This window comes from Paenisporosarcina sp. OV554, assembly GCF_003058165.1.
In the GTDB taxonomy this organism is placed as follows: Bacteria; Bacillota; Bacilli; order Bacillales_A; family Planococcaceae; genus Paenisporosarcina.
Window position 1 is genome coordinate 67,591 of sequence record NZ_QBUC01000009.1, and the last position, 14,681, is coordinate 82,271.

Below are 14,681 nucleotides of genomic sequence, written 5' to 3' on the forward strand. Positions count from 1 at the left end.
TAAGGAATATTGGGCGAAATTAGTACAAAGCTTACCGATTGTTAAGTTATTGTAAAGTTTATATAAAGGCTGTTTACATCAGTGTATCGAACTATTCATAATTAGGACTGTTGAATAGTGTCGAATTAGGAGTTGAAAAATGAATCGTGGAACTTAATTGGCAGGAAATGCTGTTTCAATTCCTTGGGGGTCTAGGAATCTTCTTGTTCGCCATTAAATATATGGGTGACGGTCTGCAAAAAGCAGCGGGTGATCGTTTACGAGATATTTTAGATCGTTTTACAACAAATCCGTTTATGGGCGTGCTAGTAGGTATTGCCGTCACGGTTCTTATTCAATCTAGTTCAGGAACCACCGTTATTACCGTAGGACTTGTTAGTGCAGGATTTATGACTTTAAGACAAGCTATTGGTGTAATAATGGGAGCTAATATTGGGACCACCGTTACAGCATTCATCATTGGGTTTGATGTAGGTGAATATGCATTGCCGGTAATGGCTGTTGGTGCTTTCTTGATTTTCTTTTTTAAGAAAAATCAAATTCAAAACCTAGGAGAAGTAATCTTCGGTTTTGGTGGTTTATTCTTAGGAATGGAATTAATGAGTGGTGGTATGAAACCACTCCGAGACTTACCGTCTTTTATTGATTTAACTGTAAGTATGAGTGACCATTCTTTATTCGGTGTAGTGGTCGGTACGGTATTTACGCTAATTGTACAAAGCTCAAGTGCAACGGTTGGGATACTTCAAGGACTATATGCTGAAGATATTTTGAACCTAAAGGCTGCATTGCCAGTTCTTTTCGGCGATAATATTGGTACAACCATTACAGCAGTTCTTGCCTCAATCGGGGCATCTGTTGCAGCTCGCCGTGCTGCTGCAACACATGTTCTATTTAATGTGGTTGGAACCTTACTATTTATGATTATTTTAGAACCATTCACGATGTATGTGGAATGGTTATCCGGAGTTTTAGGTTTAGAACCCAAAATGCAAATTGCATTTGCTCATGGGACATTCAATGTGACTAATGCGATTATTCAATTTCCACTAATCGGTGCTTGGGCATATGTGGTTACGAAATTAATCCCAGGTGAAGAAGTAACCATTGAATATAAACCGAAACATTTAGATATTCATTTCATTGACACAGCTCCTTCGATTGCGATTGGACAAGCAAAAGAAGAAATTCTACGAATGGGTCGCTTTAGTGTACAAGGATTGCAAGAGACATTTGAATATTTGAAAACACATAATAAAAAACACGCAGAAACAGGTTATCAAATAGAAGATGCAATTAATAATTTAGACAATAAAATCACAGATTATTTAGTTAAAATAGCTGCTGAATCAATTTCTAAAGCAGATTCAACTCGTCACATTATGTTAATGGAAACAGTTCGCGATATCGAGCGTGTAGGAGACCACTTCGAAAATATCATAGAACTTATTGACTACCAACTTGTAAACCGTCTTAAATTAACCAATGATGCCATGGATGATTTAACAGATATGTTTACATTAACAATTGAAACTGTGCAAAAAGCTTTAGAGTCTTTAGACATAAGTAGTCAAGTACTAGCACATGAAGTAGCACAACAAGAAGATTTAATCGATAAAATGGAACGTAAATTCCGTAAGAAACACATTTTGCGACTTACTGAAGGCTCATGTTCTCCTCAAGCAGGTATTGTTTTTGTTGATATCGTCAGTAACTTAGAACGTATCGGTGATCACGCGGTTAATATAGCTGAAGCAGTATTAGGAAAAAGAGCATAACAATCTTCTCCTCTGGCGCTTTACATCTTAATGGATGTAAGGCACGATAAAGAGGAGATTTTTTTTTGGAGGTGTACCATGGAAATTATTGGTTGGAGTTTAATTGTGGTGTGCTTTATCATTGGATTCATCGGACTCGTCTACCCAATCATTCCGTCCGTTATCTTTATATTAGGGGGCTTCTTGTTATACGGAGTGTTTTTCTCTTTTGCAGAACTGCCTTGGTGGTTCTGGTTAATTGAAGTTTTATTTGTCGTCTTACTGTTTGGTGCGGATATGATGGCAAATGCCTTTGGTGTAAAAAAATACGGTGGGAGTAAAGCGGGGATTTGGGGAAGTACAATTGGCTTGTTAATAGGTCCTATTGTATTACCTTTTGCAGGTATCATTCTTGGGCCGTTTTTAGGTGCCATTCTTGCTGAATTAATATTTGAACGAACATCGATTAAACAAGCATTTAAAACGGGTGTTGGCTCAGTAATCGGCTTTTTAACTTCAGTCCTTACAAAAGGAATTGTTCAAATTGTCATGATTGTGATTTTCGTACTAGTAGTCTAGCTTTCGGGCAAAAGACTGAATTCATAAAATTGCGTTGTTAATATTTGAATGAAAGAACTAAGTTTGTTACGCTATTAATTGTAAATCTAATAATAAGATCCTTTAGGAGGAAATGACACATGGCTTATGAATTACCACAATTACCATACGCGTATGACGCACTAGAACCACACATTGACAAAGAAACAATGAACATCCATCACACAAAACATCACAATGCTTATGTAACGAACTTGAATAACGCACTTGCAGGTTATGACGATCTTTTAAGTAAATCAGTTGAAGAGTTAATTGCAAACTTAGACGCAGTTCCAGAATCTGCTCGTCCAGCAGTTCGCAACAACGGTGGCGGTCATGCCAACCATTCATTATTCTGGGAATTATTATCTGCAAATGGTGGCGGAAATCCTTCAGGTGCATTAGCTGAAGCAATTGATGCTAAATTTGGAAGCTTTGATGCTTTCAAAGAAGAGTTTGCTAAAGCTGCAACAACACGCTTTGGATCAGGCTGGGCTTGGTTATCACTTAAAAATGGTGAATTAGAATTAACTTCAACTCCAAATCAAGACTCACCAATTATGGAAGGTAACACTCCTTTACTTGGTTTAGACGTTTGGGAGCATGCTTATTATTTAAACTATCAAAACCGTCGTCCTGACTACATCGCTGCTTTCTGGAATGTAGTAAACTGGGATGCAGTTACAAAACGTTTCGAAACTGCAAAATAATGAAGAAAAGCTTAAAGCGCCACTCTAGCTCGATTCCGAGTTTCTGAAGCGGAGGATCGATCTGGCGTTTGAAGGTAGACAAATCATTTACATGACGAAACAAATCACACACTCATTTCGTTAATTGAGTGTGTGTTTTTTTTGTGCGAAATGATATAATACTTTACAGATAGAAAGCTAGAAGGAGGACTGTTGCCATGCGCAAAATATCTAAAAAAAGAGCTGCGAGTGCTAAAGCTAAACAGCGCGCAAACATCACTTTTCGTATGAATATCCTCTTTTTCTCCATTTTTTTGTTATTCTCAATCCTCATTTTTCGCCTCGGGTTTTTACAGATTGTTCAGGGGGAAGAATTTGTTCGTGAATTGGAAAGAACGGAAGAAGTACCAATAAATACAAGTGTTCCAAGAGGACGTATTTATGATAGTGAAGGTCGGATTTTGGTAGATAATGAACCTCAAAATGCGATAACTTATACGAAGTTACAAACGACCACTCAAGAAGAAATGCTGAAAATCGCAGAAATGTTAGCGTCAATCATTAAAAAGGAAACAGATGACGTAACCTTGCGAGACAAGCAGGATTATTGGATTATGTTAAATAGAGACAAAGCTTATGAGAGAGTAACAAAAAAAGAAGAAGCTAAAATGTTGTCTGATGAAACACTTACGACAACAGATATGCAACAACAGATTGATAAATTAGTAAGAGAAAGAATAACAGAACAAGATCTTGCAAGCCTTACAGATGAAGATCTGGAAGTACTTGCGATTTATCGAGAAATGTCTTCTGGTTATGCCTTATCGCCTCAAATCATTAAAAGTAATGAAGTAACACCTGAAGAATTTGCTCGTGTTTCTGAACGTTTAACTGAAATGAAAGGCGTTAACACTACGACAGACTGGGTTCGAGTACCTAAGTCTACACTCTCAATATTAGGGAGAACCACTTCACCAAAAGAAGGCATACCAAAATCTAGTCTTGACTACTATATGTCTCGTGACTACACTCGAAATGATCGTGTGGGAAGAAGTTATCTTGAACTGCAATATGAAGAAGTACTTCAAGGTCAAAAAAGTGTAGTTAAGAATATTACCGATGGCAAAGGTACGGTGACAGAGACTGAAACAGTCTTTGAAGGTCAGCCAGGTAAAGATTTGGTGTTAACAATTGACAGCGAGATTAATGCCAAAATTGAAAGTCTAGTCGAAGCAAAACTTCTTGCAATGAAACAAAAGAACGGTTCACATTTATTAGATCGTGCATTTGTAGTTATAATGGATCCAAATTCAGGTGAAATTGTTTCTATGGTAGGGAAAAAATTAGCGATAGATAAAGAGACTAATAAACGAATTGTTCAAGACTATGCTTATGGAACTTTTACTTCTGCCTACGAAATAGGATCTACCATTAAACCAGCAACAGTTTTGACAGGTTATGATCAAGGCGTAATTCAATTAAATGAAAGAATGATTGATGAACCGATAAAAATCAAAGGATCTAAAGTTAAAAGTTCGGTTTTTAACCGCTCTTCCAAGATTCTATTGAGTGACTTAGAAGCGATTGAACGATCTTCCAACGTATATATGTTTAAAATTGGTTTCAGATTAGCCAATGCAGTATATAAATTCGACGAGTCAATAGACTTAGATGATGATGCTTTTGGAATATTACGTAATTCATATGCACAATTTGGATTAGGAGTGCCAACAGGAATCGATTTACCAGGTGAAACCTCAGGGATTAATGGTGGAATGGCAACTGAAAAACTATTGGATTTAACGATAGGACAATTTGATACTTATACACCACTTCAAATGGCGCAATATGTAGCAACCATCGCAAATGGTGGGAGTCGAATTCAGCCACACGTGGTGAAAGAAATTAGAGAGCCTTCCACAGATGGAACAACAATGGGTCCCTTAGTTACTGAAATTGGGCCGACTGTATTAAATCGAATCCATAATACACAAGAACAAATAGATCAAATTAAAAAAGGAATGTCTCGCGTTTATTACGGTAGTAATGGGTCAGCAAGATCGTATTTTGGTGATGCACCTTATCAAGCAGCCGGAAAAACTGGAACAGCCCAAGTGGTTTATTATGATACGAAAAAAGAAAACTGGGGAGATCAAACAATCAACTCCACACATATTGGCTTTGCTCCATTTGATAAACCAGAAATTGCTTATGCTGTAATCATGCCATGGGCACCATTTTATAATGGTCAATATGAAAGCACTGGTACAATACTTGCTCGTGAAGTAGTCGATGCTTACTATGAAATCAAAAACAAGAAAAAAGCAGAAGAATCAGAGTCTTCAACTTTACAAACGATTAAACCAGCGTTTTCGGAAACGTTGATTGAAGAAGATACAGAAGAAGCGACAAATGAATAATTTTTCAATAACAAGCCATGATATAAATACATATCATGGCTTTTCTGTATTTACAATCTCTTTACATGCCGTTTATATGGACTTAACAATAAAGCTATATAGTAATGTTTGTAAGGCAAAAACAACCAACCTTAGGGGGAACTACACAGATGAAAAAAGTTAAATTCTTTATGTTGTCAACCATGATAGGCTCAGCACTAGTATTAGGTGCTTGTGGTAATGGAGATAAAGCAGGTAATGGAAACGAAGAAGCTACAAAAACTTTATCTGGCTCAGTATCAGGTGATGGTTCATCTACAGTTGCTCCTATTACGGAAGCATTAGTTGAAGAATACCAACAAGTTCAACCAGATGTAAAAGTGACAGCCGGAGCATCTGGAACCGGTGGTGGTTTTGAAAAATTTATCGCGGGTGAAACTGATTTCTCGAATGCCTCCCGTCCAATTAAAGATGAAGAAGCCTCTAAACTAAAAGAAGAAGGCATTGATTATACCGAATTAGAAATTGCTAAAGACGGACTTACAATTGTTGTGAACTCTGAAAACGATTGGGCAAAGGATTTAACTATAGAAGATCTTAAGAAATTATGGGTAGAAGATGGTACAACAAAAAAATGGTCTGATATTAATCCGGAATGGCCGGATGAAGAAGTTGTATTCTACTCACCAGGTACAGATTCAGGTACTTTTGACTACTTTAATGAAGTCGTTCTTGAAGATGAAGATATCGTGAAATCTGCGACTCTCTCTGAAGATGACAACGTATTAGTACAAGGTGTACAAGGCGACAAAAACGCAATCGGATATTTCGGTTATGCATACTATTTAGCTAATAAAGATTCATTAAATGATGTCAAAATTGATGGTGTAGAACCAACAAACGAAACGATCGAATCTGGTGAATATACACCACTATCACGTTCACTATTCGTATACGTGAAAAATTCTTCAGTCAATGAAAATGAAGCGGTTTATGACTTCATGAAATATTCACTTGAGAATGCTGGTGAAATGGCTGAAGCAGTTGGCTATGTAAGCTTGCCGGAAGAAAAATATACAGAAGATCTTGACGCATTAGAAGGTTTGAAATAAATTAACCAAATTAAATGCGGCTTGAGAGGTGAGTAGCAGCGGTGCTACTCTCTTCTCTTTTTAGGTAAAGGGGGATTTCACTTGGCTTCAAATGACCATCAAGCAAACGTGTCCGTTCAAGACATGATTGCGAAGCAGAAAGGAAAGAAGGGCAAAAAGCGAATTGAAAAATCAATTCCAGTCATTCTTTTCATTATTGCGTCCATATCAGTATTAACAACTTTCGGGATTGTTTTTACATTAATTTTTGAAACATTTGAGTTTTTCCAGCGTGTACCGTTTTTTGATTTTTTACTCGGTACAGAGTGGTTACCATTTTCAAATAATGAACCGCTCTTTGGCATATTGCCTTTAATTGCGGGTACATTTAAAGTAACGTTGATTGCAGTCGTGGTTGCGGTACCATTTGGATTAGCATCAGCAGTTTACTTAAGTGAATATGCAAGTGATAATATGCGACGTGTCATTAAACCTGTTCTCGAAGTATTAGCGGGTGTACCTACAATAGTTTACGGTTTTTTTGCATTAACATTTGTGACACCATTATTACAACAATTTATTCCGGAGTTAAAGATTTTTAATGCATTAAGCCCGGGTATAGTGGTAGGGATTATGATATTACCCATGATTGCTTCCTTGTCAGAAGATGCGATGTCATCGGTTCCAAATTCAATTCGGGATGGTGCACTAGCCTTAGGTGCAACCAAACTGGAAGTGGCCGTTAAAGTTGTGTTACCAGCAGCATTATCTGGGATTATGGCTTCAATCGTTCTTGCGGTTTCACGTGCAATTGGAGAGACAATGATTGTGTCACTCGCAGGTGGTTCCACGCCTCGATTTGATTTAGATATGACGGATTCAATTCAAACCATGACTGCTTATATTGTTCAAGTTTCAACAGGAGATGCTGGTTACGGCACAACTATCTATTATTCGATTTATTCGGTCGGATTTACGTTATTCCTCTTTACGCTTCTCATGAACTTATTAGCTCATGTGATTTCAAAACGTTTTAGGGAGGAATATTAAAATGAAATATGTCGATCATGCATCTGTTGTCAAACGAATGGGCAGTAGAATGATTGTAAATAAAATCTTTAAAGCGTTATTCTTCTTGGCTACATTATTTGCATTATTAGCTTTAGGTTTGTTGTTTTATCGAATTTTCATCCAAGGTATCGGTTACTTATCGCTCGACTTCTTTTCAAATTTCGGATCACGTTTCCCTGAAAAAGCAGGGATTAAGGCCGCCCTTATTGGGTCGCTATGGATGATGGCCGTTGTGGCACCAGTCTCATTAATATTAGGTGTAGGATCTGCAATTTATCTTGAGGAATATGCCAAGAAAGGTAAAATTAATGATTTCATTCGTATGAATATCTCTAATTTAGCCGGTGTTCCTTCAGTTGTGTTTGGTTTACTCGGTTTAACGATTTTTGTAAGAGCACTAGCACTAGGTAATAGTATTTTAGCGGCAGGATTTACAATGAGTTTGTTAATATTGCCCGTTATCATCGTTTCTTCTCAAGAAGCAATTCGCGCTGTCCCTAAAGATTTACGTGAAGCATCTTATGGGATGGGTGCTACCAAGTGGCAGACTATTGCAAGAGTCGTATTGCCTTCAGCAATACCTGGGATTTTAACAGGCGGAATTTTAGCCCTTTCTCGAGCAATAGGAGAAACAGCACCACTTGTTGTAATTGGAATTCCAGTTATTATACAATTTTTACCGGAAAATTTACTTAGTCAATTTACTGCCATGCCAATGCAGATTTTTGACTGGGCAAAACGGCCACAGGAAGCGTTTCAGAGTGTAGCAGCAGCTGGAATCATCGTTTTGATGATGTTCTTGTTGTTGATGAATTCAATTGCAGTGTTCATTCGAAATAAGTTCCAAAGACGTTATTAAGCCAATGTGGCATGGGAGGGTTTCAAAATGGTTCAACTGAAAGTAAACAAACAAACAGCATCTCCATTAGCACCGTTTAAAAGCAATCAAGAGTCAACTGAAAACAAGATTGTGTATGATACACGTCAATTAAATTTATGGTATGGCAACCACCATGCGTTAAAGAATATTGATTTAGCTATTAAAGAAAATGAAGTGACCGCAATTATTGGACCTTCGGGTTGTGGGAAATCGACATATATTAAAACCTTAAATCGGATGGTGGAGTTAGTACCATCTGTCAAAACATCGGGACAAATTATATATCGTGATCGCAATATTTTAGATGCAAGTTATGGTGTAGAAGAATTGCGTACGAAAGTGGGCATGGTTTTCCAAAAACCAAATCCATTCCCAAAATCAATTTACGACAATATTGCTTATGGTCCCCGTATTCATGGGATTAAAAACAAGAAGATATTAGATGGAATTGTTGAACAAAGCTTACGTGGAGCAGCTATCTGGGATGAAGTTAAAGATCGTTTAAATGAGAATGCCTACAGTCTGTCAGGTGGACAGCAACAACGTATTTGTATTGCACGTGCACTTGCAATCGAGCCTGACGTTATATTAATGGACGAACCTACATCTGCACTTGATCCTATTTCGACACTAAAAGTTGAGGAATTAGTTCAAGAGCTAAAACAAAATTACTCAATCATCATTGTGACTCATAATATGCAACAAGCAGCACGTATTTCTGATCGAACGGCATTCTTCTTAAATGGAGAAGTTGTGGAATATGATAAAACGGATACCATTTTTTCTACACCTTCTGACAAACGAACAGAAGATTACATTTCAGGACGCTTTGGTTGATAAAGAAGGGGGTAAACAAAGATGGTAGTTAGAGAAAAATTTGAACTGGAGCTTAATGGTGTTCATGAACAATTTTTATTGCTTAGTAATTTATCAATTTCTACATTGAATAAATCGATTGATGCGTTGTTAAATCAAGACGTGGACATTGCATTATCAATTATTGAAAACGACATTCATATTAATCGGTTGGAAGAAGAAATTAACGATCGTGTCATATTATTATTAGCGAAACAACAACCGGTTGCTACTGATTTAAGAAGGTTAATCGTTTTAATTAAAGCAGCACATGATATGGAACGAGTTGGCGACTATGCAGTAAACATTGCAAAAGAGGCCATTCGTATTGGAAAAGCAGAGTTTGTTCCAACAATAAAAAATATTGAAGAAATGCGTACAATAACTATCGGTATGTTAACTGATGTGATGAAGGCCTTTATTGATGAAAACATTGAAGAGGCACGTAAAATTGCAGAACTAGATGATAAAGTGGATAATTTGTATGGTCAAACCATTCAACAGCTTTTATTAGTAGGATCTGAAAACCCGAAATTATTAAGCCAAGTAACACAATTATCTTTTGTCTGTAGATATTTAGAACGATCTGCTGACCATGCAACAAATATTGCGGAACAATTATTTTATTTGGTTAAAGGGCGTCATGCCGAATTAAATAAGTAGATTTTATTTGGAAGAGAAATATATCTCTTTCTATGTAGATAAATATTTGCAACTTAATAGTAGATTTTTCTATGGCTTATGCTATAATAAGTTAGTCGTATAAATTATGCTCAATAATTAAACTTGAATCCTGATAAAGTGGGAGGGATAAAGATGCGCGTTAACATCACACTAGCTTGCACAGATTGCGGCGAGCGCAACTACATTTCTAAGAAAAACAAGCGTAACAACCCGGAACGTCTTGAAATGAAAAAATATTGCTCACGTGAAAAGAAAATGACTACACACCGTGAAACAAAATAATACCATTTAACCAAAACCTTACGAGGTTTTGGTTTTTTTCATGGAGGAATTGAAATGGATAAGTCCACGTTACGGAAAAGCATATTACACAAGTTAAATAATTTAGATGTAAATGTGCACAATGGGTTTTCTAATCATATACATAAGAAAGTATTAGTTGAAGAGAAAATACAGAATGCTCAAGTGATAGGCATTACGTTATCATCCTTTCCCGAAGTTGATACATGGCACTTAATTAAGAAACTTTGGGCAATGGGAAAGCAAGTTGCCGTTCCTAAGTGCGAACCTGCGACACGAGGAATGACTTTTTATGAAATTAACTCTTTTGATCAACTTGAAGTGGTATATATGAAATTAAAAGAACCCATTCCTTCTTTGACAAAAAGGTTAGAGCCGACTCAAATTGACGTGTTGATTGTGCCTGGTGTAGTCTTTAATAAGCAAGGATATCGAATAGGCTATGGTGGAGGTTATTATGACCGGTTTTTAAGTGGCTATAATGGAGCCACGTTCGCGCTTGCATTTGATAGCCAAATCGTGAATGAAATACCGATTGAGCGATTTGATTTACCAGTACAATGCATTATAACCGAGACGCAACGAATCCGGAGTTCGAAAGTGGAGTGAATAGATGAAATCGCTATATGATGTCATGCAATATTTAAAAAGAAATGGAACATACATTTATACAACGGAACGCCAGGCAGATATCCTGTTAATGGAAGATGAAATAAGGGAGCTCTATAAATCACAGATAATGGATATACAAGATTATCAAATGGCTATTCTTTTACTAAGGCAGGAAATGTCACGTTTAATTGATAAAAAAATAAAATAAATTTTCCCGTGGTAACCTAAGCCGAAAGGAGGTTTAGGTTGTTTTTTATTTGGAATTTCAAATAGTGGAAGAAGTCTCTATTAATTTTTTTTTGAAAAAGTGAAACTTATATTGTTTTCACTCGTCTTATATGGGGTGAGTAATGAAGAGGCAACAGTATTCAATTATACTTGGAATTTATTAAGCTAAAGTTGCGTCATTGTTAAAAAAGGATTAAGATATACTAATGTTTCTTTCTTTCGCTGAATAAAATGTTGCTCAAGCCAATAAGGTGTTTAGCATTGCTTTATTATAGAAGGTAACATTCAGACAGAAAGCTGTCGTTTGACTCTGTGACATCAGAGATTGTATGATTGCTTTTTGCGGAGAAAAATTCGGAGTTTGAAAGTGATGAGGAGGATGTTAGGAATGAAGAAAACAAATTACCCTAAACATTCGATTTTGGCGGTAGCCATTTTGCTAACATGGATTAAAACATATGTGGTATACCATACGAGTTTTGATATGAAAATTGAAAATGTCATGCAACAGTTTATCTTGTTTATTAACCCATTAAGCTTTTTGCTTGCTGTATATGGTATTTCATTATTCTTCAAATCCGCTAAAGCTAGAAATCGATATTTATTAATTACGAGTTCAATATTAGCCATAATTTTATATGCAAACGTTGCATTTTATCGCTTCTTTAGTGATTTCATTACATTGCCTGTGTTGTTCCAAACGAGCAACTTTAGTGATTTAGGTGCTTCGGCAGCAGAAACTATTTACGTGTCAGACGTGTTTTACTTTATTGATGTTCTTTTATTATTTGCAGCTATCAAATGGTTGCCAAACGCAAAAGAGGCGACAATTGTTAAACCAGCAATTCGTCGAGCGTATTTTGTGATTTCTGCAGCTGTTCTGTTCTTAAATTTAGGACTTGCTGAAACGGAACGTCCACAGCTTCTTACACGCAGCTTTGATCGTGAATTACTAGTGAAAAATATCGGAACATATAACTATCATATTTACGATATTTACATTCAATCTAAATCACATGCACAACGCGCATTAGCTGATGGCAGTGAATTAGTTGAAGTTAATAACTATGTTCGTTCAAACCAAGCAGAACCAAATTATGAAGTGTTTGGAACTGCAGAAGGTAAAAATGTGATAGTCGTTTCTTTAGAGTCACTTCAAACGTTTGTAGTAAATGAGGAAATGAACGGCCAAGTGGTTACACCATTCTTGAATAGCTTAACTAAAGATAAAGATACCTACTATTTCCCTAATCTCTACCATCAAACAGGTCTAGGTAAAACTTCTGACTCTGAGTTTATTGTGGAAAACGGATTATATCCTTTAGGTGGAGGAGCTGTGTTCTTCACAAACAGCGGAAACACTTACAATTCAATGTCTGAAAAGTTAAATGAAAAAGGTTATTTTACAAATGTTATGCACTCAAATAACAAGAGTTTCTGGAACCGTGACATTATGTATGATGCGTTAGATGTAGATAAATTTTATGACGTAGATAGTTATGAAGTTGCAGAAGGCGATGCAGTTAACTGGGGATTAAAAGATATACCATTCTTTAAACAATCAGTTAATCACATGACAGAAATGCAACAACCATTCTATTCTCGTTTAATTACTTTAACAAATCACTATCCATTCCATTTGGAAAAAGAAGATCAATTTATTTCTGAATATGATTCAAATTCTGGTACATTGAATCGTTACTTCCAAACGGCTCGTTACATGGATGAATCAGTTAAAATTTTGTTTGATGAATTAAAAGCAAAAGGGTTATATGAAGATTCTATTATTGTGATGTATGGTGATCATTATGGTATTTCAGAAAATCATAATGAAGCAATGTCGCAGTATTTAGGAAAAGAAATTACGCCGTTTGAAAGTGCTCAATTACAACGTGTACCATTGTTTATTCATATGCCTGGTTCAGATCAAGGTGAAGTAGTGGAAGAAGTATCTGGACAAATTGATATTCGTCCAACGTTACTACATTTACTTGGTGTTGAGACAAGTAAGGATATGCAATTAGGTGCTGATGTTTTCTCTAAAGATCATGAAGAGTTTGTCATTTTCCGTGATGGACGTTTTGTAACCGATAAAGTGGTTTACGCAGGAAATGTTTGTTATGACAAGGAAACTGGTGAAGAAACAGAAGCCGCAGCATGTGCTCCTTATATTGAACGTGCAGCTGAAGAACTGGGGTATTCTGATAAAATCATAAATGGAGATTTACTTCGTTTTTATGATGAAAAAACAGGAAATCTCTTAATTGATCAAGCCAAAGATAAAAAGTAATTGTCATGAAAACTAATCGTCTAAAAGTGTTCATTCACTTTTAGACGATTTTTTTGTTTTTATGAAACACAATGGTGAATTAAACGTACTACTAAGTATAGAAAGAAGGGGATCGGAATGACACGTGGGTTTACAGCCTTATTGATAATATTCATTTTCATTTCAGGTTGTCAACCGATGACCTCTGAAATATCTAAACCACCAAAAGAAGCTCAGACTGTGAAACCAGACCAGATAGAATCAGAAGAAGGTAGACGTTTATCAATTCAAAATGAAAGCTTTGAGCGAGTGGTGGGATGGTTGACGAATGAAGAAATTCTTTATGTAACACGTCATGGTTTGGATTTTTCTCTCCTTACGTATCATATAGAAACTGGTGTAAGTAAAGAAATCATTAAAATCTCAGATCCGATAATAGAAGTTAGAATTCATCCTGATCTTACTAGATTTGCTGTTGTTACTTCAAAAAATTCATTAAGTGCCACCATACATATATTTTCTGGTATAGGTGAAGAAATTGACGAGTTAATGATAGAATCATCAGAAATGTATTGGGATTGGGATTCAAATCATAACGAACAATTGTTTTTCAGTGCTTTTTACGAAGATTGGAAGTTTGATTCATTTGTTTATTCAAGTGAAAAAAAAGAGGTAAGCCGAATTGAAACGAGGGATCCTTTCGGGAAATGGGGACATGATTCAACAATACAAACGATTAATTGGCCACCAAATGATGCTTTAAGCGGGGGGGCATTGCGTGACATGAATATTCATACAAAGACTTTCGAAGACTCTAAAGACTCCAACATAATATATATGGAATCTTTTAAAGAGATAAGTTTGGTTGTTCGAATTTCTGAAAATCAGCAAAATTTTTTATATACATTAACCGACAATAAGGATGGAAAGAATGCTATGTATGAAGTACCGGCTGTTAGTAATTATTCACAGTGGTTTGTTCCAGAAGTGGAATGGCTTGCTGACGGAAGAATGATTACATATCAAGCTACAGAATCAGGACTAATGGATTCGATCCCAACTGATTATGAACTCGTTCAACTTACTTTAGAATCTACTGTTAAACAATCAATTTGGGAAGGACCATACGGAGCATTTGCATGTTCTCCTTCAGGAGCACATTGTTTGATAGGTGTGCAATTAGAGGAAATGTTAATTGTAGAGAGTGGCGAAGTGAAACCTTGGATTGAAATAAAAGAATAAATAAAAA

Annotated in this window: 14 protein-coding genes; all 14 read left to right on the forward strand. The window is 36.2% G+C overall.

From position 1 onward, the window contains the following. Window positions 1–146 precede the first annotated feature (146 nt). Entirely contained in the window at window positions 147–1,778 is a 1,632-nt protein-coding gene (locus C8K15_RS09850) for a Na/Pi cotransporter family protein (RefSeq protein ID WP_108586236.1), read from the forward strand. 78 nt (window positions 1,779–1,856) lie between these two features. After that, window positions 1,857–2,336 carry a DUF456 domain-containing protein gene (locus C8K15_RS09855; protein WP_108586237.1) on the forward strand — a complete coding sequence of 160 codons (480 nt, stop codon included), beginning with the start codon at window positions 1,857–1,859 and terminating at the stop codon, window positions 2,334–2,336. A gap of 119 nt (window positions 2,337–2,455) precedes the next feature. Then, window positions 2,456–3,064, forward strand: a complete 609-nt coding sequence (locus tag C8K15_RS09860; protein WP_108586238.1) for a superoxide dismutase — start codon at window positions 2,456–2,458, stop codon at window positions 3,062–3,064. Window positions 3,065–3,261: 197 nt separating this feature from the next. Continuing rightward, entirely contained in the window at window positions 3,262–5,463 is a 2,202-nt protein-coding gene (locus C8K15_RS09865; protein WP_108586239.1) for a peptidoglycan D,D-transpeptidase FtsI family protein, read from the forward strand. A 149-nt stretch (window positions 5,464–5,612) separates the two neighbouring features. Beyond that, complete coding sequence (locus tag C8K15_RS09870; protein WP_108586240.1) at window positions 5,613–6,554, forward strand: PstS family phosphate ABC transporter substrate-binding protein; 942 nt, start codon at window positions 5,613–5,615, stop codon at window positions 6,552–6,554. 123 nt (window positions 6,555–6,677) lie between these two features. Next, a complete protein-coding gene (gene pstC / locus C8K15_RS09875) occupies window positions 6,678–7,583 on the forward strand; it encodes a phosphate ABC transporter permease subunit PstC (protein ID WP_108586328.1) in 906 nt (301 codons plus the stop codon). Window position 7,584: 1 nt separating this feature from the next. After that, entirely contained in the window at window positions 7,585–8,463 is an 879-nt protein-coding gene (gene pstA / locus C8K15_RS09880; protein ID WP_108586241.1) for a phosphate ABC transporter permease PstA, read from the forward strand. Window positions 8,464–8,490: 27 nt separating this feature from the next. After that, on the forward strand, window positions 8,491–9,321 hold the full coding sequence (pstB, locus tag C8K15_RS09885; RefSeq protein WP_108586242.1) for a phosphate ABC transporter ATP-binding protein PstB: 831 nt from the start codon (window positions 8,491–8,493) through the stop codon (window positions 9,319–9,321). A gap of 21 nt (window positions 9,322–9,342) precedes the next feature. Further along, window positions 9,343–10,002 (forward strand): phosphate signaling complex protein PhoU, encoded by a 660-nt coding sequence (phoU, locus tag C8K15_RS09890; RefSeq protein ID WP_108586243.1) that lies wholly within the window; start codon window positions 9,343–9,345, stop codon window positions 10,000–10,002. A gap of 153 nt (window positions 10,003–10,155) precedes the next feature. Beyond that, window positions 10,156–10,305, forward strand: coding sequence for a 50S ribosomal protein L33 (gene rpmG / locus C8K15_RS09895; RefSeq protein ID WP_017380101.1), 150 nt, complete (start codon window positions 10,156–10,158; stop codon window positions 10,303–10,305). Between the two features lie 54 nt (window positions 10,306–10,359). Continuing rightward, entirely contained in the window at window positions 10,360–10,932 is a 573-nt protein-coding gene (locus tag C8K15_RS09900) for a 5-formyltetrahydrofolate cyclo-ligase (protein WP_108586244.1), read from the forward strand. 4 nt (window positions 10,933–10,936) lie between these two features. Beyond that, entirely contained in the window at window positions 10,937–11,143 is a 207-nt protein-coding gene (locus C8K15_RS09905; RefSeq protein WP_108586245.1) for a YqgQ family protein, read from the forward strand. 408 nt (window positions 11,144–11,551) lie between these two features. Further along, window positions 11,552–13,453: an LTA synthase family protein gene (locus tag C8K15_RS09910; RefSeq protein ID WP_108586246.1), complete on the forward strand. Its 1,902-nt coding sequence runs from the start codon at window positions 11,552–11,554 to the stop codon at window positions 13,451–13,453. A 117-nt stretch (window positions 13,454–13,570) separates the two neighbouring features. Beyond that, on the forward strand, window positions 13,571–14,674 hold the full coding sequence (locus tag C8K15_RS09915; RefSeq protein WP_108586247.1) for a YqgU-like beta propeller domain-containing protein: 1,104 nt from the start codon (window positions 13,571–13,573) through the stop codon (window positions 14,672–14,674). Window positions 14,675–14,681: the final 7 nt, after the last annotated feature.